The organism is Paenibacillus sp. 2TAB26, assembly GCF_052115145.1.
Classification (GTDB): Bacteria; Bacillota; Bacilli; order Paenibacillales; family Paenibacillaceae; genus Pristimantibacillus.
Map to the genome: position 1 here is coordinate 234,207 of NZ_JBFRGC010000012.1, position 25,302 is coordinate 259,508.

At 44.7% G+C, this 25,302-nt stretch carries 19 protein-coding genes and 1 pseudogene; 12 read left to right on the top strand and 8 right to left on the bottom strand.

Annotation, left to right across the window (positions count from 1 at the left end):
- Positions 1-4: 4 nt before the first annotated feature.
- Both AB4Z50_RS15955 and AB4Z50_RS15960 read right to left on the bottom strand, forming a co-directional pair.
- The gene (locus tag AB4Z50_RS15955; RefSeq protein ID WP_441880525.1) at positions 5-1,570 is read right to left on the bottom strand and encodes a response regulator transcription factor; all 1,566 of its coding nucleotides are present in this window, start codon (positions 1,568-1,570) and stop codon (positions 5-7) included.
- A 51-nt stretch (positions 1,571-1,621) separates the two neighbouring features.
- The gene (locus AB4Z50_RS15960) at positions 1,622-2,533 is read right to left on the bottom strand and encodes an AraC family transcriptional regulator (protein WP_441880527.1); all 912 of its coding nucleotides are present in this window, start codon (positions 2,531-2,533) and stop codon (positions 1,622-1,624) included.
- A gap of 265 nt (positions 2,534-2,798) precedes the next feature.
- Here AB4Z50_RS15960 and AB4Z50_RS15965 point away from each other — a divergent pair, with 265 nt between their 5' ends.
- The gene (locus tag AB4Z50_RS15965; RefSeq protein WP_441880529.1) at positions 2,799-9,878 is read left to right on the top strand and encodes an S-layer homology domain-containing protein; all 7,080 of its coding nucleotides are present in this window, start codon (positions 2,799-2,801) and stop codon (positions 9,876-9,878) included.
- A gap of 690 nt (positions 9,879-10,568) precedes the next feature.
- On the opposite strand, the gene AB4Z50_RS15970 is transcribed toward AB4Z50_RS15965, so the two are convergent.
- Entirely contained in the window at positions 10,569-10,835 is a 267-nt protein-coding gene (locus AB4Z50_RS15970) for a translation initiation factor 2 (protein WP_441880531.1), read from the bottom strand.
- 323 nt (positions 10,836-11,158) lie between these two features.
- Positions 11,159-11,752 (bottom strand): ferritin-like domain-containing protein, encoded by a 594-nt coding sequence (locus tag AB4Z50_RS15975; protein ID WP_441880533.1) that lies wholly within the window; start codon positions 11,750-11,752, stop codon positions 11,159-11,161.
- Between the two features lie 402 nt (positions 11,753-12,154).
- On the opposite strand from AB4Z50_RS15975, the gene AB4Z50_RS15980 reads away from it, so the two are divergent.
- From AB4Z50_RS15980 to AB4Z50_RS16015, 8 genes are all read left to right on the top strand, one after another.
- Positions 12,155-12,298, top strand: coding sequence for a hypothetical protein (locus AB4Z50_RS15980; RefSeq protein WP_441880535.1), 144 nt, complete (start codon positions 12,155-12,157; stop codon positions 12,296-12,298).
- Positions 12,299-12,390: 92 nt separating this feature from the next.
- The gene (locus AB4Z50_RS15985; RefSeq protein WP_441880537.1) at positions 12,391-13,548 is read left to right on the top strand and encodes a nucleotidyltransferase domain-containing protein; all 1,158 of its coding nucleotides are present in this window, start codon (positions 12,391-12,393) and stop codon (positions 13,546-13,548) included.
- Between the two features lie 136 nt (positions 13,549-13,684).
- Positions 13,685-13,831 (top strand): hypothetical protein, encoded by a 147-nt coding sequence (locus tag AB4Z50_RS15990; RefSeq protein WP_157265932.1) that lies wholly within the window; start codon positions 13,685-13,687, stop codon positions 13,829-13,831.
- Positions 13,832-13,932: 101 nt separating this feature from the next.
- Positions 13,933-14,727: a hypothetical protein gene (locus AB4Z50_RS15995; RefSeq protein ID WP_441880539.1), complete on the top strand. Its 795-nt coding sequence runs from the start codon at positions 13,933-13,935 to the stop codon at positions 14,725-14,727.
- Positions 14,724-15,002 (top strand): PqqD family protein, encoded by a 279-nt coding sequence (locus tag AB4Z50_RS16000; protein ID WP_441880541.1) that lies wholly within the window; start codon positions 14,724-14,726, stop codon positions 15,000-15,002. Before AB4Z50_RS15995 ends, AB4Z50_RS16000 begins: the two co-directional genes overlap by 4 nt.
- A gap of 13 nt (positions 15,003-15,015) precedes the next feature.
- A complete protein-coding gene (locus AB4Z50_RS16005) occupies positions 15,016-15,438 on the top strand; it encodes a signal peptidase I (protein WP_441880543.1) in 423 nt (140 codons plus the stop codon).
- A gap of 37 nt (positions 15,439-15,475) precedes the next feature.
- Positions 15,476-17,713, top strand: a complete 2,238-nt coding sequence (locus tag AB4Z50_RS16010) for an ABC transporter ATP-binding protein (RefSeq protein ID WP_441880545.1) — start codon at positions 15,476-15,478, stop codon at positions 17,711-17,713.
- A 1-nt stretch (position 17,714) separates the two neighbouring features.
- Positions 17,715-18,212, top strand: a complete 498-nt coding sequence (locus AB4Z50_RS16015) for a DUF1854 domain-containing protein (RefSeq protein WP_441880547.1) — start codon at positions 17,715-17,717, stop codon at positions 18,210-18,212.
- A gap of 1,092 nt (positions 18,213-19,304) precedes the next feature.
- Here AB4Z50_RS16015 and AB4Z50_RS16020 read toward each other — a convergent pair.
- A complete protein-coding gene (locus AB4Z50_RS16020) occupies positions 19,305-19,544 on the bottom strand; it encodes a glycine zipper domain-containing protein (protein ID WP_339204194.1) in 240 nt (79 codons plus the stop codon).
- A gap of 148 nt (positions 19,545-19,692) precedes the next feature.
- Here AB4Z50_RS16020 and AB4Z50_RS16025 point away from each other — a divergent pair, with 148 nt between their 5' ends.
- Entirely contained in the window at positions 19,693-19,893 is a 201-nt protein-coding gene (locus tag AB4Z50_RS16025) for a hypothetical protein (RefSeq protein ID WP_441880549.1), read from the top strand.
- Between the two features lie 159 nt (positions 19,894-20,052).
- Here the strand turns inward: AB4Z50_RS16025 and AB4Z50_RS16030 are convergent.
- The 3 genes and pseudogenes from AB4Z50_RS16030 to AB4Z50_RS16040 all read right to left on the bottom strand — a co-directional run.
- Positions 20,053-20,851, bottom strand: a pseudogene (locus tag AB4Z50_RS16030) (ribonuclease J); the annotation flags it as partial.
- 408 nt (positions 20,852-21,259) lie between these two features.
- Positions 21,260-22,228: a metallophosphoesterase family protein gene (locus AB4Z50_RS16035; protein WP_339204190.1), complete on the bottom strand. Its 969-nt coding sequence runs from the start codon at positions 22,226-22,228 to the stop codon at positions 21,260-21,262.
- Positions 22,221-23,120 carry an alkaline phosphatase family protein gene (locus AB4Z50_RS16040; RefSeq protein ID WP_441880551.1) on the bottom strand — a complete coding sequence of 300 codons (900 nt, stop codon included), beginning with the start codon at positions 23,118-23,120 and terminating at the stop codon, positions 22,221-22,223. Before AB4Z50_RS16040 ends, AB4Z50_RS16035 begins: the two co-directional genes overlap by 8 nt.
- Positions 23,121-23,398: 278 nt before the next feature.
- Between AB4Z50_RS16040 and AB4Z50_RS16045 the strand changes: the two genes are divergently transcribed.
- On the top strand, positions 23,399-24,328 hold the full coding sequence (locus AB4Z50_RS16045; protein WP_076267771.1) for an ABC transporter permease: 930 nt from the start codon (positions 23,399-23,401) through the stop codon (positions 24,326-24,328).
- Positions 24,329-24,365: 37 nt separating this feature from the next.
- The gene (locus tag AB4Z50_RS16050; protein ID WP_076267726.1) at positions 24,366-25,256 is read left to right on the top strand and encodes a carbohydrate ABC transporter permease; all 891 of its coding nucleotides are present in this window, start codon (positions 24,366-24,368) and stop codon (positions 25,254-25,256) included.
- Positions 25,257-25,302: the final 46 nt, after the last annotated feature.

A 25,302-nucleotide genomic window follows, 5' to 3' on the forward strand; every position in this document is an offset into this window, starting at 1 on the left:
CTCCTTATTTTTTACCGATAATCTTATTCCGATAATCCGTTGGCGTCATGTTTTCCAGCTTTTCAAACTGGGCGGCAAAATAATCGGCATTTTGAAAGCCTACGAGATCCGCGATTTCGTACATGCGTTTTTTCGTTTGCCGCAGCAGCCGCTTGGCGTCCTCTATGCGAAGCGACAGCACATACTCATTGAAATAAACGCCGTAATTTTTGCGAAACAACTGACCGAGATAGACTGGATTCATATGGAATTCGGCAGCTATTCCTTTTAAATAGATGTTTTCTTTGTAGTGGCTGTCGATATATTTTTTCACTTTTTCAATACTGCCCTCGTTCTTTTCGCCTCGCTTCTCCGCGATATATTTAGCCGCTTCTTCTATAAACTGCAAGAAAACATGCCTTATCTGCTTCAAATTGCGGTATTTCATCTGCCAATTAAGCAATTCGTCCAACCATTGCAGATCTTTTTCGTTTCCTCCCAGCTGCCGGATGATATTGATGATAGCAATCATGATTCGCCTAATTGTATTCGTAACGGCACCTGGAGCGAAATGCCGCTCCTGAAAGGCAATAAAAATGGCATCAATGGCGGATTGATAACCTTTCAGTTGATTGGCTTCAATCTCATAGATGAGCTTTCTATGCAGTTCTTCATCCACATCAAAGTAATATAAGGGCAGCTTATGCAGGTCCGATGCCATAAAGATGCCGTTAAAGCCTGCGGCAAAACGATAATTCAAGCATTCCTCGGCACTGGTTCCGGATTGAGCAATTTGTTTTAAATGGCTTGTCGAATGGCCTATAAACAAAGCTATCGTCGTTGCAAGCTCCGTCTCCAGCATGTCAAGCAGCTTGGCGTAGTTCGTCCGCTCTGCATTGTTTTGCTCGTCCAGCCACAACTGAGGCACAATAAAGCCATATTGATTGTACGCGCGTACATGAATAAGCAGAGCTTGTCCCTCATGATGAAAATATTGCTGGAGTGCCGTTTGCAGTGCCGGAAAATAGTCAATTGCCCCTTGAGGCAGCCTATCTTGTATTTCTGCAATGATATACGTATAGGAAGAGGAGAGTGGAAGCTCCAGCGCATGGGCAATCCGCGCCATCACTTGCTCGCTTGGTTCGGTCTGCAGCAAGCTTTCGATGACGGTTTCGATAAGCGGCTTTTCTCTCGTTATCGATAAGAGCTGTTTTTGATTCAGCGAATTGGCTATTTTTTTCAAAGTGGATGTAAACTCCTGTTCATCAACGGGCTTCAGGATATAATCCGACACATTGTAGCGGAAGGCTTGCTGAGCATAAGAGAAATCGGGGTACCCGCTTAAGATAATAAACAGCGGTTGATGCTCGCATTCCGCTTTCACTTTTTGAATCAGCTCCAGACCGTCTAGCACGGGCATGCGTATATCCACAATGACGAGGTCCGGGGTCTGTTGTTCGATAAGGTTCAGTGCTTGCTCCCCATTTTCCGCTTCGCCACAAATTTCAAATTGCATAGACGACCAATCCATCAGACTTATTAAGCCCTTGCGCACAAAAATTTCGTCATCCACGATCAGCACCTTATACATGGTTTTTCCTCCTTTGAGATACAAACTACGGCCTTAACTACGGCTATTTAACTACAGCGATTCTTTCGGTAATGATGCATTCCCTTGCAGGCGTTTAAACGTTGAAGGCGAAATTCCCTTATATTTCTTGAATTGCTTTGAGAAGTAGCTAAGCTGCTGAAAGCCGTTTTCGAGAGCTGCCTGCAGCATGCTGTACGAGCCGGATTGGATCATCAGCGCGGCGCTGTTGACGCGGAGCATATTAATATATTCGAGTGGTCTCATATCCGTCAGCTCTTTGAATAGCCGGCATAGATGGGACGGCGATATGGAGCCGATGGATGCCAGATCGTCGAGCGTGAGCGAAGATTTGTAGTTTTTGTTGATGTACTCCAGCACTTGAATCATGTTTTTCCATTTGTTCGTGTTTAAAGGATTGGCGCGTTCGTATAGCTGCTTTGGAATCAAATGCGGGTAGAGAACTGCGAGAATCATATAAAGCCGTCCCTTGACGCCAAGCTGAAATCCTTCGCGTTCGACGCGGTATTCCGTGAGCAGATCTTCGATTCGGTCGATCAATAGACGATCCTGCACTCGCCGTCGAGTCAACAGGGAAGGGAACAAAAGATCGCCTCGAAGAAGCGGATTCAAACATTGCTCCTGACAGAAATCGGGATGCAGGGCGGATAGCCACGATAGCTTGAATACGATAGCAGTGTAGGAGCAACCGTATGCTGAGTTGCAGTAGCCGCTGTGGAGTTCTGCCGAATTGACGATCAGACAATCGCCAGCCTGCACTTGGATCTCCACATGGTTCACGGAGAATACGGCCTGTCCTGCTCGAATATAAATCAGCTCGATTTCCTCGTGCCAATGCAACGGAAGAATAGACTGATTTCCCGAAAGATAATCTACGTTATAGACGGCGAACGGAAAGTCAGAGGAGCCGTGCAGTACTTTTTCCAGAAGACGGTATTCCAGCAAAGATATTCACCACCCTATCAATATTGAGTTAATTATAAACAAAATAGAGTTATAAGTTAATTTATAATATCAATTTCGTGGTAATGCTGAGGATTCGAATTCAGTATACGAAGGAAATGAATATTTACTGTCCTTTTGCACCAGTTAATGATTAGAACTGCATAGGTCATGTTTTAACTTTACAAATGTTTATAGTTGCATGCGATTAGATATAACAAATCTCAGTTAAAGTAAACATACTTTGTCGAAAGGGGTTTTGTTTTAAATGAGTAGAGTACGCAAAAAAATGTCAAGGTGGATGACGGCAATGCTGGTATTGCTGGTAGCTGCCACTGGAATTGTAAAGCCTATGCCGGCTCAAGCAGCTCCACCCGCGGCCATTCCGTCGCAAATCACACTGGCTATAGGCGGAGGCGCAGCCGATGGTAAAACGGCTATGGCTTTCAACTGGGTTGCGGACGCGACGGTAAACACATCAGAAATTGTTTACGGCACTTCTCCTGACTTGGCCGGCGGTACAACAAAAAGCGCCGAAGTTGCCACAGTCAATGCTTCAACTGTGACTGGCAGCGTTCCGGACAACAAGCTGGTTAACGTTAAAGAGGTACGTACTTATCGTGTAGTTGTTCAGGATCTGACACCAGAAGCCAAATACTATTACAAAGTAGGAAACACAACCAACGGTTATTCCGCGGTCTCTAGCTTTACTGCGCCTGCAGATCCTACGGCTAGGAAACCGTTTTCTTTTTTGATCACTCCTGATACGCAGGGAACATCCCCAAGCACGTATCAAAACACCGCCGACTTGTACGATTATATCAAGGCGAACCATCCGGATGCCGCATTTCTCGTCCATAATGGCGATGTAGTAGAGGATGCGAGTTTTTCAGACCACTGGCAGTATTTCTTTGATGCCGCTCAAAACCTTTCTAGTACGATGCCGATCATGGCTACCCCTGGTAATCATGACAATTCAATCTATGATAAAGATTCCATTCAGTATACAAACAGATTTAATTATACAACTCTGAAGAGACCAAGCGGTCTGTCTGAGGCTGCTGCTGGAACTGTGTATTCCTTTGAATATGGAGACGCTTTGTTCATCTCTCTTAATTCGTTTGGTCTGAATTCCAGTGATGATGCCGTACAATGGAAATTTCTGGCTGATGAGACGGCAGCGTCGACTAAAAAGTGGAAGGTCGTAAATCTGCACGCTTCGCCTTATGACCCGGGTTCAAGCCACTATGCAGTGGACAATGTAATCGRTAAAAAGTTTACCGATGCCGGCATCGATCTGGTTCTCGCCGGTCACGAGCATGCCTATGCCAGAACCACATTAAAGACAATCTCAACTGTGGCAGGAACAGGAAGCATTCAAAAAGCGAATTTTGGCGAAGCACCGACCTATGTCATAGGTGGATCGGTGTACAACTATGCGTACAGCTTGAATGCTACCAAAGACACTTCATGGAACGACTTCTTCTATGACCTTCGTATCAACAAAACAAGTCCAGGTGGCGGATCCATCTATTCACCAGGTGTATATAGCAGAGCTGAGGTTACAAGCAATGCAATCATTTATAAAACGTATTATAAAGCGACAGGCTCTGACAAGCCTTTCCGAGTCATCGATGAATTCACCATTACCAAATCGGGGAACGAGATCACCCAGCCAAYAGGCGGCGGCAAAGTGCCTGCCTCGGTGACATTTATGTTCGACAACTTCAATGAGGATACACGCAAGACGGTGAAAGACAAGTACATTGCCCGCTTTAACTGGGTAACTCCAGTAACAACGAAGTCGACGCAGCTCTTTTATGCGAAAAAATCCGACTTTGACAGCAACGGCGGCAAGTTCACGGATTTTGTTTTGGGAACCAATTTCACAGTTGATTTGAGGAGCAATATTGAGAATTTGAAGTATACAGGCGCAGGGACGCAATACTCAGTCGACCCGGTCCAAAGCCATAAAGCACAAACGGCTGTCCTCGAGCCGGGGACGGAGTATGTGTACAGCGTAGGTGACGGCGTTCAAAATGTGACGAGCGTTACAGCGCCTGCCAGCTTCATGACACCTGCCAGCAACATCGATACTTTTAACTTCAACTGGATTTCCGATGCCCAAGCAAACGATACCAGAGGTTATGCAGCAACGCTCGATAGTTATAATAAAATGAGTAAAAAGGCGCTGACGCAAGCCTTTACAGATTTTCCGGATGCTGCGTTTGTCCTGAGCTCGGGCGACCAGGTCAACTTTGGTTTCGACACATGGGAATGGGATGCATTCTTTGAGGCCAATCAGGATTTGTTCTCGAAAGTGCCGCTTTACATGGCGACGGGCAATCATGAGTTCGATGGAGCGGGCAACAGCTGGGCCAACAACAGCTGGACTCCTGTGGACCCTACGCTGCAGAACTTTTTGGGCCGCCACAATCCGCCTAAAAATGGCGCATCCTTTTACGGTGGCGGCGAAGGCACGGAACGAATGGTTTCGGGTATGACGAAATTACAACTCGAATCCAGCAACTATTATTTTGTACATGGCGACACGCTGTTCTTGGTGATGGATTATCAGGATCAGAGCACCGCCGCGCAGATCAAAGCACAGCAAGACTGGATGAAAGCTGTCGTGAAACAAAATCCGACCAAATGGCGCGTTGGAATGTTTCACAAAACGTTGTTCGGATATCGGATGGCCTCTCCTGTAGCCTCCTGGACGAACGCTTTTGATGAAGCGGGAATTGATGTGGTGCTGATGGGACATGACCATATTTATGCCCGCACCAAGCTTCTCGCAAGCGGCAAAGTCGTTGCAGAGTACGGCGACGGGACAACCTATCTAACGAATTACTCTGCAAATAATGACAACCGTGGATCGTTATACAAAGAAAATCCTGCCATTGCGTACGTCGATATTAGAGAAGTCGGACGGGGATTTGCCAATATTTCGATTTCGCCTGATCAAATTAGAGTGACAAGCAAAGGTTTCGATAAAAACGATGAACTGCAAACCGGGGATGTTGACGTGCTGGTTACCAATAAACCACGTACTTATGATTTGAATGCCTGGAATTATCCAGCGGTTCCGCAGGAAGTCGATGAATTTACGATCACGAATATTGCCGTCAACGGGTTTGCCAAAGAAGGGCAAACATTGAATGCCTCGATTACGCCGGCGAGCGCTACTGCATCCTTCAAATGGGAAATCTCGAAGGACGGTACGTCTTGGACGACTATCGCAGGAGCAACAGCTGCTAATTACGCGATCAAAGCGGCGGACGTAGGTTCATATTTGCGAGCTGTTGCAACGGGAACAGGTTTTTATAACGGAGTTGTTACCAGCATAGCCACAGGCAAGGTCACTCCGCTTGCCAGCAGCGGCTCAGCAAAAATAAAAATCAAAACAGCAAACGATCTGGTTGCACTGTCACAGAAATTTGGCACGCCTGAATATCCATTTGACGGGAATTACGAACTGTCGGCGGATATTGATATGACAGATGTTACGTTTACATCGATCGGCAGAGACACGGTTCCAAAACAATTTATTGGGACATTTAACGGAAAAGGTTATATCATTCGAAATCTCAAGATTTCGTCCACAGACACTAGCACGGGCTTCTTCGCTTATATCGGAACTGGTGGAAGAGTAGTAAATCTAAATTTGGCGAATGTAGACATAACCGGTATGAATAGAACTGGAATTATTGCAGGGGTATCCAGCGGTACGATTGAAAACAGCTATGTGGACGGCAAAGTAACCGGCACCGGTTATACAGGCGGTATAGCAGGGCTGCTCTATGCGGGCACATTGCAAAACACGGTCATGAACGCAGATGTTAGCGGGACCACAGTAGGCGGCTTAATAGGAGGCACCAATTATAACGGTTCTGGTTGGTCGCTTATTCAACAAACAGTTGGAAATGTAATTTTAAATAACGATGTGAGAGGTACGGTTACAAGAATCGGTGCAACTCAATATACCGGTGGTATCGTCGGTGATATGGGCGGCGGTTCGGGCAGCGTGCTTCAGACCCTTAATGGCAATACATTCTCATCTGAAATTATTGGAAATCCTACGAAGCTGCTCGCAGGCTATTGGTCAGGCAGCAGGCCGATCGTTGAATCCAATCAAGTGAACTACTATGACAGCGCAAAGTTAAACACAAGCGGCATACCTTCGGGAACCGTCTCTGCTTTTGTAGCGAAGTCGGCAGCTGATTTTGCACAGCAAGCAAATTACGTGGCTTTGGGATGGGACTTTACGAGCATTTGGAAATGGGATGCCACGAATAACGCACCCGTGCCTCGCGTTCTTGAACTTGGCGGGGGCTCGGATAAAATAACAATCAAAACTTCAAGCGATTTGGTTGCATTGTCGCAGAATTTCGGTACGCCTGAATATCCGTATGATGGGAATTACGAGTTGTCGGCGGATATTGATATGAAGGATGTGGAGTTTGCCGCGATCGGCGGAAAAGACACATCAAAGCCATTTATAGGCACGTTCAACGGAAAAAGATATACGATAAGTAATCTCAAAATTTCAACGACAAACAGCAGTACAGGTTTCTTTGCCTACATCGGCAATGGAGGCAAAGTCGTAAATCTGAAATTGGTGAATGTCGATATTACCGGTGGCAATAGCACAGGTGCCATTGCAGGAACTTCCATGGGCACGATTGAAAACAGCTATGTGAGTGGTAAAGTCACCGGTGGAAGCATTACTGGCGGTATTGTAGGTACGCTCCATGCAGCCACTTTGCTAAATTCCTTCGTATCTGCAGATGTGAGTGGAACAACAGTTGGAGGCTTGATTGGCGGTACAGGTTGGAACAGTGCAGGTTCGCCTATTCCCGTTCGATATGAGACTTCGCCAACCGTCATTCTGAATAACTATGTGGGTGGAACGTTTAATAAGCTTGGCACATATTCCGGTGCAATGGTTGGTGATATGGGCGGTTCTGCTGGAAATCTGCTCCAAACCTTAAATGGCAATGTGGTAGCCAATGCAATTAATGGACCTGCCCCTGGTCCAATCGCAGGGTATTGGTCCAGCAGCAGGCCAATCGTGGACTCCAATAAAGTCAATTACTATGACGGAGCGCGTTTAAGCACTAGTGGGTTGCCTTCAGTGATTATCCCAGCATTTGCTTCAAAGTCGGCTGCTGATTTTGCACAGCAAGCAACCTTCGAAGCCTTGGGATGGGACTTTACGAACGTATGGTATTGGGATGCAACGAACAGCATTCCCGTGCCTCGAGTGCTTAATCTTGGTGAGGAAGAAGAAGGAACAATCTCTGCTCTAACTGTTGCCGGTGGAACGGTTGAAGTAGACGGTGCTGCCGCAGGAAGTTCTGCACAGGTTGAGGAAGGCTCGACGGTTAAAGTAACTGCGGCTGTTCCAAACGGACAACGCTTTGTAAAATGGAGTGCGGCAGGGCTTGCATATGGAAGCAACACAACAAATCCACTGACATTTACGATGCCGGCAAACCCGGTTTCATTGACGGCTGAATTCGAAAATGTACCGATGTCGAACGCGGATTTGAGTGATCTTAGGGTGGACGGTACGACAATAAGTGGATTTAACGCGAATACGCTGAGTTACACGCTGAATGTGCCGAACGTAAAAACCTCCGTGACGGTAGYGGCAAYCGGGTCCGAATCGAAGGCAACCGTCGCTGTCGTAGGCGGCAGCGACCTGGTTGTTGGAGACAACACGATAACGGTTACTGTAACGGCGGAAGACGGAGAAACAACAAAGGTCTATACGATAATTGTAAAGCGCGGGACAGCGGGGCTATCTTCCAATGCCGAACTGAGCGATTTGAAAGTGGACGGCACGACAATAAACGGATTTAACGCCAATACGTTGAACTATACGTTGAATGTGCCAAACGTAAAAACTTCCGTGACGGTAGCGGTATATGCATCTGACACGAAGGCAACTGTCGCTGTCGCAGGCGGCAATAACCTGGTTGTTGGAGACAATATTATAACGGTGACCGTTACAGCAGAAGACGGAGAAACAACGAAGGTCTATACGGTTATCGCAAAGCGCGGGGCAGCGGATCTGTCTTCCAATGCCGAACTGAGCGATTTGAAAGTGGACGGCACGACAATAAACGGATTTAACGCCAATACGTTGAACTACAAGTTGAATGTGCCGAACGGTCAAACTTCCGTGACGGTAGCGGCAACTGGGTCCGACTCGAAGGCAACTGTCGCTGTCGCAGGCGGCAACAGCCTGATTGTCGGTGACAACGCCGTAACGGTAACTGTAACGGCAGAAGACGGAGCGACGAAGAAAGTATACACGATTACCGTGCAACGCGCCGCCGCCTCGACAGGCGGAGGAGGAACGACCGCACCTGCAACTGACAGCAAACAAACACTGCCTGCGGGCACAGGGGGGACGGCCCAGTTCGAAAAAAATGCCGTCACCATCGTGGTTCCTGCCGGAGCATCGGAGAAGCAATTGACGATTACGGTGGAGAAGGTGATCCAAACCTCGCAGCTCGTAACGAACAAGGACATTCTACTTAGCCCGGTCTATGAGATTCTGAAAAACTTTACAGAAAAATTCTTGAAACCGATCACGATCACGTTAACGTTCGATTCGGCAACAGTCGGAGCGAATCAGATCGCTTCTCTCTTCTATTACGATGAGGTGAAGAAGGTTTGGGTGGAAATCGGAGGGATGGTGAGCGGTAACCGGATTACGGCGGAAGTCGATCACTTCACGAAGTTCGCGGTATTCGCCGTAGCGAAGAAAGAACCTGAAGAAAACACAGGTGCAGGCGCAACGTTCAGCGACGTAACAGGCCACTGGGCGGAAGCAAGCATCAAGAAAGCGGCTGCGAAGGGCATCGTCGACGGTTATGCTGACGGAACATTCAGGCCGAACGGCGAGATAACGCGTGCCCAATTCGCGGTGATGCTGGCCCGTGCTCTGAAGCTGGAAGGCAACGGAGCAGTACTGGCGTTTACCGATAAGGAACGCATCGGCGACTGGGCGAAGCAAGGCATCGCACAGGCCGTGAAAGCTGGCATCGTGAACGGGTATAGCGATGGTAGCTTCAGGCCGAACGCGAAGATCAGCCGCGCCGAGATGGTGACGATGATTGCTAATGCGCAGGGTCTGACCGCAAAAGCCAATGCAGCAACTGCGTTCGAGGATCATGCCGACATTCCGGCATGGGCGAAAGCCGCAGTATCAGCAACGGTTGAGAAAGGTATCGTTCAGGGCATCGGTGCCAATAAATTTGCGCCGAACCAAACGGCAACGAGAGCACAAGCAGCAGTCATCCTGCTTAGAGCGCTCGAGATATCCAGCAATTAAAGCTTTATCCTCTCTTTAAAGCCAGGCCCCCGGTAAATGAGCCGGGGGCCTGAATTTTATAACAGCACCGGACGGTTTCCGAGAGAGACATTCACAAAACTGAGAAAGCAGTTGTCGCAGCGTTGCTTATTACCAGTTAATTACTCAAACTGCATAAGTCATATAACTAAAAAATAAGGAAGGGGCTGTCTCAAAAGTCATAGTTGACTTAGGGACACCTAAGACTGAAGCGAACGCCAATCGGTACACGTTCCCATTACAATTGTGAGCGAATACATTGAGGAACGGCCATGAAATAGGTATTGATTATTTTATTACTTTCGCCAGTATTTAATTTGTTTAGTGCTCGGAATCAAGATGAATATTTACAAGTATTTTGGAGAAGTGCAGTATCCTGGTTTATTTTATAAGGCAGCTGTTTATTTTGAAGGTATAGCTGCAGCTCAATGTTTATGAGCTGAAGGCAGAGAGGATGGAACTGTATTAGAAAGCTATATCAGTGGCTCAGAAGAAGATAAGCCTAGGTAATCTATCGCAATGGTTGGAGAAAAATAGTAAACGGATATAGATTTGTTCCGAATATTGATTATTAGGTTTACTCGCTATTTTTGTATAAACAATATCAAATGGTTTACTTTTTGATTTTTTAGGTGCTATTAAACAAAAAATATTCAATGAGGTCATCAAACATTATTTAATGTTTTTTTTGAATTGTTTTAATTCAGTTAATAGATGGTCTAACTGTTTTTGCGATGTTTCTAACTGTTTTAAATGTTTATTTTGGCTTTGAGAACTCTTGTTACTGGATTTCACTAATGCTTCTAGGGCAAGACCAGCAGCGATTGCTGTTATACTATCTCCTAATGTCGTGATGGATGCTCCAATAAATGCAAGTTTAGCAACCTGAATATCTGTTGTATCAGATGTTCCATTTAATTCGCTTTTATTGTTGTTCATAGTCATTCTCTCCCTGCGTAGATCAAAAGTTAAAGGATTCCTTAATACTCACAACATATGCAATTAATGTGGGAAGAGGTACCTAGTTTGATTTAACTCGATGAATAGTTGATGTACATGGGCTGACTAGATTAGCTTGTTACCCTGGCAATGTAATCACTCAATTTATTGCCTTAAAGAGGTAAGGAGTTACTACTTTGATTCAAGTATCAGCGTAAATACGGAGAAACTTGACAAGGAGCAAGTGGAATATGGGATTGTATATAGATACCAAACCATGTAAAAAGAAAAGCCGAAATAGGAATCGGCTTCTGATAAATTAATTAGTGGTGATTCATAAAATACAAAAACCAAACTGCATGATTTTGTTCATCTGCTGCAGCTTGTGTAAACAAATCTTTAATAACAGGATTATCAGTTTTTCTTGCTATCTCATGATAAAAATCAACAGTTTCTTGCTCAGCATTAAATGCTACGGATACTCCTTTTTGAAAATCTGTTTGGCATTCTTCTGTTCTTTCTGGAATTGGTTGTTTTCCAGTTAACCATGTGTATATTTGCGAAAACATGTTAAAATGTCTAATTTCATCATTTCTTATTTCGAGTATTTTATTTTTAATATCAGCGGTTGGAGCTTGATTTGCTAGTTGTTCATAGCAGTAAATGGCGGAATATTCTCCATTTAAAGATTTTGATAATTCTCCAATACCAATAAACATCATATCTTCAGAAGGATTTAGTGTCTGATTTAACGCAAGAAAATGTTTTTCAACTTCATTTAAGTGTTTGCGGTATTCGCCGCCATAGTAGAGATGCAATGGATGGTCCATATATTCATATTTATCAGCAAGCATTTTGTAAGTTGAAGCCAGTTTCAAATGATATTGCCATGCTAATCTATTACTTATTCTATTCAAAAGATTCACTCCTTAAAATTAGGCTCAAACCCATCATATGCAGTTACCTAATAGTGGGAGTGGGCTTTCTCTATAGGAACATCACTGAATATTGAGGAACTTAGGAGGGGAAGTATTTGCAAAGACAGATGAACAATCTAGTTGGAATGATGGATTCAAACGGCAACGAAAAAGTAAGGTTTTCGGTTGTTTAGAAGTAAAGATCGGTCGGTATGGAAAAGAACGTGTCGATTATATGACATTTCTAAAACTGAAGTATTACAATTTTTGCAATGATAGTCGAGTGAATTATCTCTATATTGCTATTTAATTACCTGAATTGAAATTTTGCCTTCTAAGACTATGGATGAAAAAGATATTGTTTCATGACGAAAATACTATTTCTTCCCTTCAAACAGGTGATTGGAATTAGAAGACTGTCTAGAAAGTCTGATTGCCTTTTTTGGAGGATCTTTTCGTTTTATAGGTGGTGAAATGCTATTACTGCGCGGTGAAGACAAGCGCTTTATCTTTGCACCGGATAATCGATTTATTTTCGAAGATTAGAAAATTTTCTCAATTGACTTCGTACGCATACCCCCACAAACGACATTATAAATCCGAAACTAGTTTATTAATGAAAGTGAAGGGAGCGGCTCATGAAACAATCGAAAGCGGTAACGCTTATAAGCCGGATCTACCAAAACCAACATCCGTTATTTGATTCCGAGGAGACAGCTAAAGCAGCAATTGACGATATCGATATTTTCCAAGTCGCTCCCCAAGTTTATTATTTATTGAAGAGCAGCGGCTTATTGGAAGCCGTGCCTTCCGAGCACCGAAGCAGGATTAAATCGGGCGTGGATGCTGTTTTGTTTCAAAACATGCTGATCCGCTCCGAGATGTACAAGCTTCTTGATGCGTTTGAGCGTTCAGGAATTCAAGTGATCGTGCTGAAAGGCATTCGGTTGTCTGAACGTTTTTTTGGACATTTTTCGGGCAGGGGAACATCCGATATCGATCTGCTTGTACGTCCAGAAGATTTGGATAAGGCGGTCGCCCTATTGGAGCGCCATGAGTTTATCCGGTATATAGAAGACGATGCGGATCATTTCCATATGCTGTTGAATAAATTTTATGCGAATGAGGATTTCCCGCTGCTCGGGGTGGAGCTGCATTGGAATATTTTGCGCGAACATGTCTCGGATACGGATATGAGCTGCTTTTGGATGGATGCAGAACCGATTTCTCCCTATCAATTGGTGAAGGAGCTTTCGGCCAAGGACACCTTTTACTACCTATGCCTTCATGGCTATAACCATAATATGTTATCACTGAAGTACGTTATCGATATTTTGCACGTCCTGAGATGCTGTAGCGCAGAAATAGACTATGGCCAGCTCTTTGCACAGGCAAAGAGCGATGGGAACTATGCCAAAGTACTTATTGCGCTGACAATTGTCTATGACTTGTTTCCCGAGCTGCATGAAACCAAGCCGCTAAACGTACGGAGACGCTGGCCGCTTTGGAATATCGAACTGATGCGAAATGCCCAATTCGGGATCAGAAACTGGCGATTTTATGGCTTCCATCTGTTTTCTGCCTTCGTCGCCTACGATTCGGTTAAACAACAGTGGGCGCATCTGCGTTATTTACTGCTGCCGCCAAGAGATTATGCCTTGGACCTATTAAAGTATGCCAATAGATCAGATGTCCCGGATTCGAATGAGCCGATGAGCAAAATCTATGCCAAAATCTATAAGAGAAGACTACAATTTTGGATTCGAACCATTCGTGCCAAACAAAAGAAGAATTAAATCGAATATTCTTGTTTTATATATACAAAAAGCAGGTATTAATACATTTTATCATAGTATTATTTTACTAAATTTCATAAATATCATTGACTATCACTATAATATGACATAAATTCCTTGAAAGGAGGTGAATGAAATGAAAAAGTATGAAGCTCCTAAAGTACTTACGCAGCATACTGTCGAATTTGGAACAGCGAGACCAAGCGATAAAGTCGGTGGCTATGAATGGTGCCAAAAACGTAATTTTAAACCTATGTTTTGCAGGCATTATATTGGAGGCTAACTAGAAAGCAATGATAGATTTTATCTGAGAAGCGGAGCTAACGATCGAGTTTGCTCCCTTTTTATTCTCAGGAATAACTTCTGATGAACGGGCGGTGCATAATGACGTACACATTGCATACACAGGTCGGCAGGAGTTCGATCGATTTTCAAATTCAAACTACCTTTTTATATGATGAATTGACCGCACGTTTTCGTTCCTTTAAAGCAAGTGGAAATCTTGAAGCGCCTGACATTCAGGTGGAGGTCTACGACTTTTACGGGAAACCTTTCGACGACGGTCCTGTCGAGATTCAAGAGAACGGCGGCGAATATATCTATATCCGTGCGGACTATAAGCTGGTGACAACACCTGATTACAGTCAGGCAAAAATTTATGTTCACGATGACCTTGCACTCAAGCACGCCTTAATCAATCTCTACAGCGCCTGGCTGATCTATCGGCGCGCAGGGCTGCTCATCCATTCGTCATGCGTGGTGGAGGATGACCGCGCTTGGATGTTCGCCGGGCCATCGGGAGCAGGCAAGTCGACGGTAGCTGATCTTTCCGTTCCCCGTCCTATTCTTTCCGATGAGGCTACGCTCCTATTGTTTGAGCCGGATGGTTCGATTACAATCCACGACTCCCCATTTCGGAGCGAAATGGAAGAAGCATGCGAGCTTCCAAGCAGTTCCTTGGCAGGCATTCATTTTCTGATCCAATCGCAGGATGTAAGGCGGGTAGGTATCCGCAAAGGCGACGCGCTGATTTCTTTGCTGGATAAGGTTTTTTATTGGGAGCATAACAAGCTGGAAACGGCAAAGATGATTGCGCTTTGCAAGCAGGCGGCAGAAGGCGTACCGGCTTATGAGCTATATTTTCAGAAAAACGATACCTTTTGGGGAGTGATATCATGACGATAATGGTAAACCAAACACTGCTGAGACGGGAAAATATCGAGACGGCTGAGCTGGATGGCGAGTGGCTGCTGCTGAACATCGACACCCACGCCATCACGAAAGTGAACGAGCTTGGAGGTTATATTTGGTCGATTCTTCCCGAATTTCCAACTGTCGCAGAGCTGGCCGAAAAAGTACATACCGAATATGGCGTTGAGATGGAAGTTGTCCTCGATGACGTTCAGGCGTTTGTTGAAATGCTGATTGAGGCCGGACTGCTAATAAATGCATGATTTGACGCCAATTATGTCAGCAGTAATCCAGCGAACCGGAAAGATCGAGCTGCCCTCTGCGGGTATCAGCATGTATCCCTTGATCAAGGAAGGAAACGTAAGCACTTTCTTGTCCGTGCAACGGGAAAAATTGAAAATTGGCGATATATGTTTATTTGTTACAGATCAAGGTGCGTTGATCGGACACCGGCTGTACGCCGTAAAGCAGGACGGCTCAAAGGAATTATTTATCTTCAAGGGAGATACATGCTATGAGCCGGATGATCCCGTACCGTTCACAAGCATTCTGGGTCGATGGTCCGGCGTTCGCCGTAACAACCATTTTCAAGCTGCGAATCATTGGAGATCCAGGCTGCTTGCTGTACTGGCTTTGCGTGTACCAAAATGGCACAAAGTGATTCGATGGTGCGCAGTAAGAAACGAGCGTTATATGTAACTGCCGGAGAGTGACATTGAAAAAGGAGTATTTTAAATTGAAAACGGAGAATGCGAAGCGGGAAGCTGGTAAACCTGTTAACGGCGTCGCAGTAGAACAACAGGATACGGAGAATCCATGGCTCCGTATAAGGGCGGATGTGGATTTCAACCTACGACGATTTTGGCATTACGAGGTTGTTTTCAAGACCTTAACCATGGAAATGGTGGACGGGCAAGGGAAAACCATCATGACCTTTCATAAGAATAACATGATCGATGTATCCGTTCGCGAGGCTTTCGGCGGAGCATCGTTTTTTATTATAACCGGTGATGGCGAGATAGAAGCTGCGAGATTCTCGCTTCCGTACATTGAACCTTTCCGACAGGCTGTTCCCGCGATAAGGAACTGGCTGGCGGAAGGGGACGAAACTGGAGATCTAGCCCTCCCAGCTCTAGAAGAAAGTACGGAAACGTATAGATGCTCAAAATGCGACAAAACCGTCTCTCCCGGTACAAGCAAGTGTTTAAACTGCAGCAGCAGCAAATGGTCCATGCTGCGCAGGTTGGCGGCTTACTGTACTCCGTACCGAAGCCCCATGCTGGTAAGCGCGCTGCTGCTTGTATTATCCGTATTTATTGAAGTGATCCCACCCTATTTGATCAAAATGATTGTGGATGAAGTAGCCAAACCGTCTGGAAGCTTGAACGTGCTTTTTGCATTGGCAAGCGGTTTGGCCCTTGTACAGGTGTTATCTGCTGCGATGCAAGTCATTCGAAGCTACCTTGGCGTTCGAATAGGCGGGAAACTGGTAGGGGCGATCCGCCGGGATATGTTCGGCGCTTTGATGAAGCTTTCGATGCGCTTCTTCGATCACCGCCAGGTCTCTCAATTTATCGGCCGTATCCAGGATGATACCGATGAATTAAAAGAATTTTTGACAAACGGCATGGTGTATCTAGTCACGCAGATGCTGCTCGCCGTAGGCATCCTGTTTATGCTATTCCATCTGAATTGGCAGCTGGCAGCGATGATTCTGATCCCGACCCCATTCTTGTTTGCCGGATTCTATTGGCTGTGGAAGAGGCTGAGCTCACTTTGGTATTCGCAATGGCAATCTGCTTTGCATGTCAACAATGTGATTGGCGAAGCGCTACAAGGCATTCGAGTCATTAAAGCCTTTGCGCAGGAAAATGCCGAGAAAAACCGTTTTGACAAGGTGAATAATCATTGGATCAATCGCACGATTTCCTTCGGTAATCTTTGGCTTGGCGTATCTCCGATTTTTACGGTACTGACGGCTGTGTTCGGCATCGCTGTTTGGTATTTGGGAGGACGATCGGTCTTGTCCGGCACCATGTCTATTGGAACATTGACCGCCTTTACGACCTATTTGCTTATGTTCTTCGGGCCTGTTCAAGCCTCCGGACAGCTATTAAGCTGGCTAAACCGCTCGCTTGGCTCGGCCGAACGGATTCTCGAAATCATCGATGCCAAGGTTGATGTCCCTGATAAGCTGGACGCGGTAGAGCTTTCTTCCGTTTCTGGCGAGATCCGCTTTCAAGGTGTACGTTACGGGTATGAAGTGGAACGACCGGTGCTAAAAGATATTAACCTCACTATACGTCCCGGTGAAATGATCGGACTGGTTGGCCGCTCCGGTGCAGGGAAAACGACTCTCATAAACATGATTTGCCGATTTTATGACCCGAATGCTGGAAGCGTTGCGCTTGACGGGCACGACTTGAGAGATATCCGGCAGGAGAGTCTCCGGAAGCATATTGGCGTCGTGCTTCAGGAAACGTTTTTGTTCGATGGTACGATTGCCGAGAACATAGCCTACGGCCGTCCGGATAGTCCGCCGGAGACCATTATCGCAGCTGCCCACGCCGCGAATGCCCACGATTTTATTTGTCGTCTGCCGGAAGGCTACGATACGCGGGTTGGGGAACGCGGACACCGTTTATCGGGCGGGGAGAAACAGCGAATCGCAATTGCGAGAGCGCTGCTGCTTGATCCGGAGATTTTGATCTTAGATGAAGCGACAGCATCTGTAGATACGGAGACGGAGCGGCTCATTCAAGAAGCGTTAAGCCGCTTATTCCGGGGAAGAACCACTATCGCGATTGCCCATCGCCTATCCACTTTACGTCATGCAGACAGGCTTGTAGTCCTCGACCAAGGCCGCATTGTTGAAATGGGGACGCATGAAGAGCTTTACGCGAAACAAACGCATTATTATCGTTTGGTCGAATCGCAAAAACAAACAGCGAAAATACCATCGGAGGTCGGATAAGATGAACCCGTTATTCTTTTTAAGCCGTTCGGAGCTGAGTCAAATCCGTTTGTTCCGATCTTCTGAAGGTATTTTGCATTTGGAGCAGGAAGGTAAGGGTTTTGCCCGTGTAACACTTATTCGCAGTTTTCCGTATACAATGCCCGACAGGTTCATCTCGGTTCGCTCGGCGGAAGGGCGTGAAATTGCAATGATACAGGATGTGAAGCTTCTCGCGGAAGATAGCTTTCAGACGGTACGAGAAGAGCTTGACCGAAATTATATGATTCCTGTCATTAAACAAATCCTGACTGTTAGAAAAAGAGGCAGCGAGTGGTATTTGCAGGTCGATACGAATTATGGCACGACAGCATTGGTCATGGATAACCTTCATGAAAATATCCAACCCGTAACGGAAAGCCGCTGGATGGTAACGGACAATGAAGGACGCCGCTTCGAGCTGTCCGATCCGGAGCAGATGGATGCCCGAAGCCGTGAATATTGGAAGAAGCTGATCTGATTAACGGTTTGTAAAAGTCAGGAGGTATTCGTATGGAAAAAAAAGGGTCATCCTCATATGAAAACACTGATTTTTTTTGTTAACTACTTATCGAGAAGAAACCGTGCAGACTCTGTCAATACCTATTAAATGAATGCACTCGCTATGCTGGGATAGTATTAATCCCAGACAACCCAATTGGAATAGAAGTCATTTAGATGATCCAGACGGTAAGTAATTATAGATCTGGTGGAGTAAAGACTTTAATTGCTTATTTGGACGAGGTTCCAGAAGATCAAGCTCATTAAATGTACTTACAATGTGGCGGCCTTTTAATCGAATGTACGGTTTTAGTTTTTTTGATTTCTTCTTCATGCTAATCACTAAGACCTCCTGAAATTTATGATAATGGATTATTATATGTCTAAGAAAGGCAGTTCGCCTGTGCATTCGCCAAAAGTGTTGTATCTAAAGGGTTATATTGATGACTTGCTGTGAGTGCGATCGAGCAACAAAATTCGTTGAATACAGAAATACATGGAAGGACTTAATGGGATGCTTAACGGAAGAAGTACCCGAGCAGCCGAATGTATGAAGCTAACTGTCCTACCTTACATAAAAAAAACCCTCCAGATGTTTGGGAGGGCTAGACGGACTTAGATATGGTAGTCATATATCTTATGCTATGAATAAAAAAACGTGAGTCAAGCGTTTTTACACCTCTTGAATAATTTGTGCAGCTCTTTTTCACGTTTGTTCAAGTATTTTTGCATTATTTAGTTCTTGGTTTAACTGTTGATATTGACCTGATGCTTGCTGATGATAACTAATTGTTGAATAAGTTGTTCAGCATGAGCGAGTTGTTGTGAATTTTGAATTTTGAATGTTTGCTTATTGTTGTTCCTCCAAGTTTTTGTAATTTGTTTTTTGGCTAGCTTATTTTGCCATTGATAGTTAGATTTTCACCTAATTTAAAAACAAATAATGCTGCATATTCGATTTAATTCGAAATGCAGCATTAGGAAGTGAAGATTTATTTATATTAACCATCTCAAAACAATTTTAATTGCATTCACACATCTAATACCTAACTGAAGCTAGTGACTAACCATTTTAATCCTTTCGGTGAGCTTCGTCGTTGTTATCGTCAGCAGCTTCTCCAACCTTATTTCCCAATGCTGCGCCTACGATACCGCCAACAACAGTTCCAACAGGACCCAAAGCAGAGCCTACGACTGCACCTGCAGCAATACCTCCCGCCGTTCCTACAGCTTTTCCGATGTCAGCTTCATCCGTATTGTTACTATTTTGGTCAGAATCAAGATTTCGATTGAGTTCTTCATTTTTTGTCATTTAATTTCACTCCTTCGTTTTAATGACAGCTGCTATATTTACCGTAGTCACAATGAATATCATGTCCTAAATAGTATGAAAGGATTCATTTCTTGATGAGCTTGAAGCTATTGCGCGGTAATCGATCCGGACAAAGGGATGTGTAAGGATGTCTCGCATGGTGAATTCGCTGCTTCAATGCTTGGATGAATTAAAATCGGAGAGTATATTACATGCTGCAACCATTTTGGATGCAGAATTGGATTCTGTGATATGGAGAAGATTTGATACAAAAATGAAATATGATGCCCTAACAGATTCAGAGACGTTTACTGGAAGCATGGCTCACGAATTCGGAAACGATTTTTAGTATGGATACAAAAACACGTCTCTTTTTTGCAATAAAAATATCCCCACCAAGGTTCACTCAATCTTCATGTAACAACACGAAGTTTTTTGAGTGTCTACTTAAAGGGGTTAATACCATACCTTAAATTGAAGCAGGGGGATTTGTAATTATGTGGATTCATTACACTTCAATGATGATTGGTAGAACCATTGGCCGTCTTTTTGTTTTTGCATAAAGCAGCTTACTTGTAGATTCTTTAATAGAATGTTTTAATATAGACCACTTACCGTCGTTTCCATTTTCTTGTAAGTCAGCAATGGTTTTCATCACAAGTCGACCTACTTCGCCTAATAAAGCTTCGGATTCTCTAACGTATACGAAACCTCTGCTAATAATATCAGGCCCGGATAGTACGGAGCCTTCTATACGACTAAGTGTGACAACAACAACAAGGATGCCATCCTCGGCAAGATGTTTTCGATCGCGTAATACAATGTATCCGATGTCGCCAATGCCCAAACCATCGATAAGTGTATAACCTGTGGTAACTTTCCGTGTTTGTTGTACATGATTACCTGATAGGTCAAGAACATCCCCATTATTCATTATATATATTATCCTTCTCTACTCCAACAGACTCATCAAGTAAGCGATGCTGGTATAACATGCGATATTCTCCGTGGATAGGGATGAAATAGTTTGGTTTCATTAGCGTAAGCATAAGTTTAAGCTCTTCTTGGCTGCCGTGACCAGACACATGCATTCCAGTCGCTACACCTGATCCATGAATAACATGAGCCCCAAGCATATACAGATGCTCTATCATGCTTGCAACGTTCTTTTCATTCCCTGGAATTGGTGATGATGCGAGGATAACAGTATCACCAGAAGATATTTCTGTATGTGGATAGGTGGAGCTAGCGAGACGCGAGAGTGCAGCCATCGGTTCACCCTGACTTCCCGTACACAATACCGCAACTATCAAAATGATCATTTCCTCATCTAATATAAGGAAGCAGCCAATCATTATGATTGGCTGCTTCGATGTTTTTATTAATAGTTAATTAACGTCCCAATTGTTAAGAGAAAATAAAAATGTAGACTCGAAAAGTTATACGCCTTCCCAAATTACCAAGCGTAGCTTCATTTTGTTGAACGTTTTATCAATTAATAATAAATATGAAAAATATATTTTCATTAATGTATGTATATAGTTGAGAATTGGTCGTAGTTGTCAGAGCAAGAGTGGGGTTCAGTCGGATGCTGAAGGTATTGCTTTGGAATCCCTGCAGCGATTGGTTTGAACAGTTGAATCGGCCACTCTTTATATGAATTGCAACTGTTGTTAATGACTATAAATCCATGATTCTTATCGAATCGGCGCTGCTTATGTTAAGTAAATAGCAACATTCTCCGGTGTACGTCCCTCAGGCTCATGCTTAGGCTGCTCTGACAGCACCGTTCCATCCTCTAAGTGCAGCCAAGTATCGAAGCTTCGTTCTCCTTCTTTCAAGGAAATGACCCTCGCTCCTGTTAAAAAGGGCCGATCCAGGTATGCGTTTCGGGTCGTGCGGCCATAGCAAAGACGGATGCCATGCCAATCGCCCCAGAAATCGTGACCGTGGTCATGGCCAGCGAAGGTGCCCATGACATCGCCCATCTCGATCATAGCTGCGAAGAAACCGGAATTCACCCAAGGTGCGCAGCAGAAAGGAGCATTACGCTCTCCGTAGCAAACACCGAAGTCCCATACATCGTTATATTCAGGAAGCGGTATGTGAAAAAAGGCGAGGGAGGGCAGCGGCGTTCCGCCATTGCTTCCGGTAAGTCGATAGGACTCACGTGTGTACCAATCAATCTGATCACGGCGAATCCAATCATAATAGCCCATTCTGCTATATTCCAGCGGAGAGTAGCTGCCTGAATCCAGAAAATAAAGGGCTGCGGCCGTTTCGCGTTCTTTACCTTCTACGGTAAGGACATAATTACCGGAGCCATGAATGCCAGGTGGGTCAGGCTTAGCATAATTATGCGGGTAGGTCAGCTGCAGCGCATGAAGCTGCTCCCGCGTGACGGTTCCTTCCGTATCGTGGTTGCCGAACACAGCAGCCCAAGGGATGTTCAAGCTTTCAGGCACTGAGCAAGCGCGTCGAAATGCGACTACCGGGTTAGGGTGACCAGCTGAAGCGATGACATCTCCTGTGTAGACGACCAGATCAGGCTGTTCGTCTTTCAGGATATCTAGCATCATAGCTTCCATCCTTTGTTCTTCCGCTTCGTATGAAGAAAATTCGGGATCTGTGAACTGCACAATTTTGAAGCTCCCATCTTCTCGAAACCGCAGCGACTTAGCCATTATGGGACTCCTCAGCGGCAGCTGTTTTGCTATCGACGATAGTAATGCTCTTGGATGCCCATGTGTCATCAAGCAATCCCTCTGGTAAGCGAGCATCCCATTGCTGAGTCAAGGTTAAACCTAGCGCAAGTGCAGCAATTGCAGCTGTATCTGTAATGGATACAGGTCCTTTTAGAAGACCGCTATTAATCCCAGGTCCGATACAGCCCCAGAATACGTCACGGTCCATTGGATGGGCGCTGCCATGGCTGTATTTGTTATCACCGCCTCCGCCATGGTCAGTGAGAAGTACAACTAAGCTGTCTTCCATAAGACCTAACTTCTCTAATCGCTTCAACACACTGCCGATTAGTTCGTCACAAGTAGTTATCGCAGCTAAATACTCCGGACAATCATCTCCGTAGCCGTAACGGTGTCCAGAGCCATCCGGTTCATCCAATTGTAGAAATAACAGACGAACGTCCTGATTCTCTTCCATGTATACGAGAAGAGAAGAGACAAGCTCCGCATCCGGCAAAGAAACTTTATGTACACCGAGATTATCTTCAATAATACCGGAGTTAATCGGACTCCAGCTGCTAAAGGAAGCAAGCTTAGCCTCTGGCTGTTGTTCTCTTACTAGTCGAAAGAGGGAAGGAAAGGGAGAATCACTCGGATAGGATAGTGTTGCCGCCTTCTCATTATTTAATTTATGCTTGTCAGGCTGTACCCCATGAAGCACAGATCCCCAACATTCTGCACTGATCGTCGGCATTTCCGCCTTGGCATCAAAGGTGTAGGCTCCACGTGGAAGCCAAGCATCTAGATTCGGTGTGTCTGCTTGCTGTACGAAATTACCCGCACCATCCATTCCAAGAATAAATACCCGCTGTACAGCCTTAGTTTGCTTCATCATCTTTCACTCCCTCATATTAAATCTCTCGTGAAGGACGTGTCTTCCATTAATAGGAAACGGCACGACCAGTTCACGCTTTTAGCATAAGAGCACCCGTTATAACCGTCAATATCCTAATTCATGCTCTGAGACAACTAGTCATTAGCGTGATAAAGATATGTCATTATTATAGTAGTTCACTTGATTAACAGCCCACTATAATGAGAGACAGAGAACGACAACATGAAAGGGTGAGCCTTATGACGGCGGTTGCATCAAACGATACATCCACAACTATGAGTAGCCGAATGCGAACATTCAAAAAAAAAATAAAGAAATACAGGGCTTTACTCATTATGATGGTCCCCGGGCTAGCGTACTTAATTTTAAACAATTATATTCCTATGTATGGAGTCATCTTAGCTTTCAAGGAACTGAACTATGTAGATGGCATTTGGGGCAGTCCTTGGGCCGGAATGTACAACTTTAAGTTTTTGTTCAGTTCTCCCGATGCTTTTCTGATAACGAGAAATACGATTATGTATAACGTGTTTTTCATCGTTGTGAATACCACTTTTGCGCTTCTTGCCGCACTGTTGGTCAACGAGATCAAAGATAAAGTCATCACCCGTTTTTACCAGAGTACGTTTTTGCTGCCACATATCATTTCAATGGTAGTTGTCGCGTATCTGGTATACAGTTTTCTAAATACCGATAGCGGGCTCATCAATAGACAGTTAGACAAATGGTTTAGCGCCGAGTCGATCTCTTGGTACAATGAGCCGGATTATTGGCCATATATTTTGGTTATTGTGAATGCGTGGAAAAATGTCGGCTATTTGGCAATTATTTATTTTGCGGCCATTATCGGTATTGATAAGGAATTTTACGAAGCGGCAACCATCGACGGCGCTAACAAATGGAAACAGATGACTCGGATTACGATTCCACTCATCTCGCCAATGATTATCATCATGACGCTGCTAGCGATCAGTTCGATTATGCGTTCAGACTTCGGTCTATTCTATCAAGTACCGATGAACTCAGGTCCGTTAATGCCTACAACTAATACGATCGATACATTTGTCTACCGAGCAATGATTGAGCGTGGAGACATTGGAATGTCGACTGCCGCTGGTATTTATCAATCTGTTGTCTGCTTCTTCTTGATCTTAGGGGCAAACTTCGCAGTTCGCCGAATCAGCAAGGATGACGCGTTATTCTAATCGATAAAAATTCATAAAGAGAGGAGGCATCAAGCAGATGCCAGTTACATCACGTTTGCGATCTCCACTTATCCATCTGTTCTTTGTGCTCTTCAGCATAGCGTCACTATTCCCGTTCATTTTAGTATTCATGGTCTCCATTTCAGATGAGAGTTCTATTGCCCAGAACGGATACAGCTTAATTCCAAGCAAAATTAATTTCGCCTCTTATCAGTTCTTATTTAATGACTTTGGTCAGATTGCGAGATCTTATGGAGTAACCATTCTCGTAACTCTTATTGGAACAACGGTCAGCTTGTTTATAACGGCGCTCTTCGCTTATCCTTTATCACGCAAAGACTTGCCGCTGCGCCGCACGATGTCATTTCTTCTATTTTTCACGATGTTGTTTAGTGGAGGCATGGTGCCCTGGTATATCACCTATGTGACAATGATTGGGCTCAAAAACACACTGTTTGGCATGATTATACCCAATCTATTACTGAGTGCCTTTAACGTTTTGTTGATGCGTAGTTTTTTTGCCAACACGATACCAGAATCTATCGTTGAGTCAGGCACGATCGACGGGGCGAGCGAGCTGACTATCTTCATGAAGCTAGTGGTGCCGCTTTCAGCTCCAATTATGGCGACAGTCGCCCTCTTCAATTTGTTAGCTTATTGGAATGACTGGTACAACTGTATGCTGTTTATCGATAAACCAGATTTGATGAATATCCAGTACCTTATGACCAAGACGCTAAATAATGTACAGTTTCTAATTATGAAGGCGGATACATCCAGTCAAGTAGGCGAACTTCTTTCCAAAATGCCAACCGAAGGTGTTCGAATGGCACTCGCCATTATCGGCGTCGCGCCGCTCCTGGTCGCTTATCCATTCTTTCAAAAATTCTACATCAGCGGTATCACCAGCGGTGCGGTTAAAGGTTAAGAATACGCATCTAGGTTTCCGATAAAAACAAAGAGAAGAAGGGATT

Bases quoted from the DNA above. Each gene is read 5' to 3' on its own strand.
- AB4Z50_RS15955 (WP_441880525.1), bottom strand. From the start codon at position 1,570: ATGTATAAGGTGCTGATCGTGGATGACGAAATTTTTGTGCGCAAGGGC.
- AB4Z50_RS15970 (WP_441880531.1), bottom strand. From the start codon at position 10,835: ATGAACAACAATAAAAGCGAATTAAATGGAACATCTGATACAACAGAT.
- AB4Z50_RS15985 (WP_441880537.1), top strand. From the start codon at position 12,391: ATGAAACAATCGAAAGCGGTAACGCTTATAAGCCGGATCTACCAAAAC.
- AB4Z50_RS15990 (WP_157265932.1), top strand. From the start codon at position 13,685: ATGAAAAAGTATGAAGCTCCTAAAGTACTTACGCAGCATACTGTCGAA.
- AB4Z50_RS15995 (WP_441880539.1), top strand. From the start codon at position 13,933: ATGACGTACACATTGCATACACAGGTCGGCAGGAGTTCGATCGATTTT.
- AB4Z50_RS16000 (WP_441880541.1), top strand. From the start codon at position 14,724: ATGACGATAATGGTAAACCAAACACTGCTGAGACGGGAAAATATCGAG.
- AB4Z50_RS16005 (WP_441880543.1), top strand. From the start codon at position 15,016: ATGTCAGCAGTAATCCAGCGAACCGGAAAGATCGAGCTGCCCTCTGCG.
- AB4Z50_RS16015 (WP_441880547.1), top strand. From the start codon at position 17,715: ATGAACCCGTTATTCTTTTTAAGCCGTTCGGAGCTGAGTCAAATCCGT.
- AB4Z50_RS16020 (WP_339204194.1), bottom strand. From the start codon at position 19,544: ATGACAAAAAATGAAGAACTCAATCGAAATCTTGATTCTGACCAAAAT.
- AB4Z50_RS16025 (WP_441880549.1), top strand. From the start codon at position 19,693: ATGTCTCGCATGGTGAATTCGCTGCTTCAATGCTTGGATGAATTAAAA.
- AB4Z50_RS16035 (WP_339204190.1), bottom strand. From the start codon at position 22,228: ATGGCTAAGTCGCTGCGGTTTCGAGAAGATGGGAGCTTCAAAATTGTG.
- AB4Z50_RS16040 (WP_441880551.1), bottom strand. From the start codon at position 23,120: ATGAAGCAAACTAAGGCTGTACAGCGGGTATTTATTCTTGGAATGGAT.
- AB4Z50_RS16045 (WP_076267771.1), top strand. From the start codon at position 23,399: ATGAGTAGCCGAATGCGAACATTCAAAAAAAAAATAAAGAAATACAGG.
- AB4Z50_RS16050 (WP_076267726.1), top strand. From the start codon at position 24,366: ATGCCAGTTACATCACGTTTGCGATCTCCACTTATCCATCTGTTCTTT.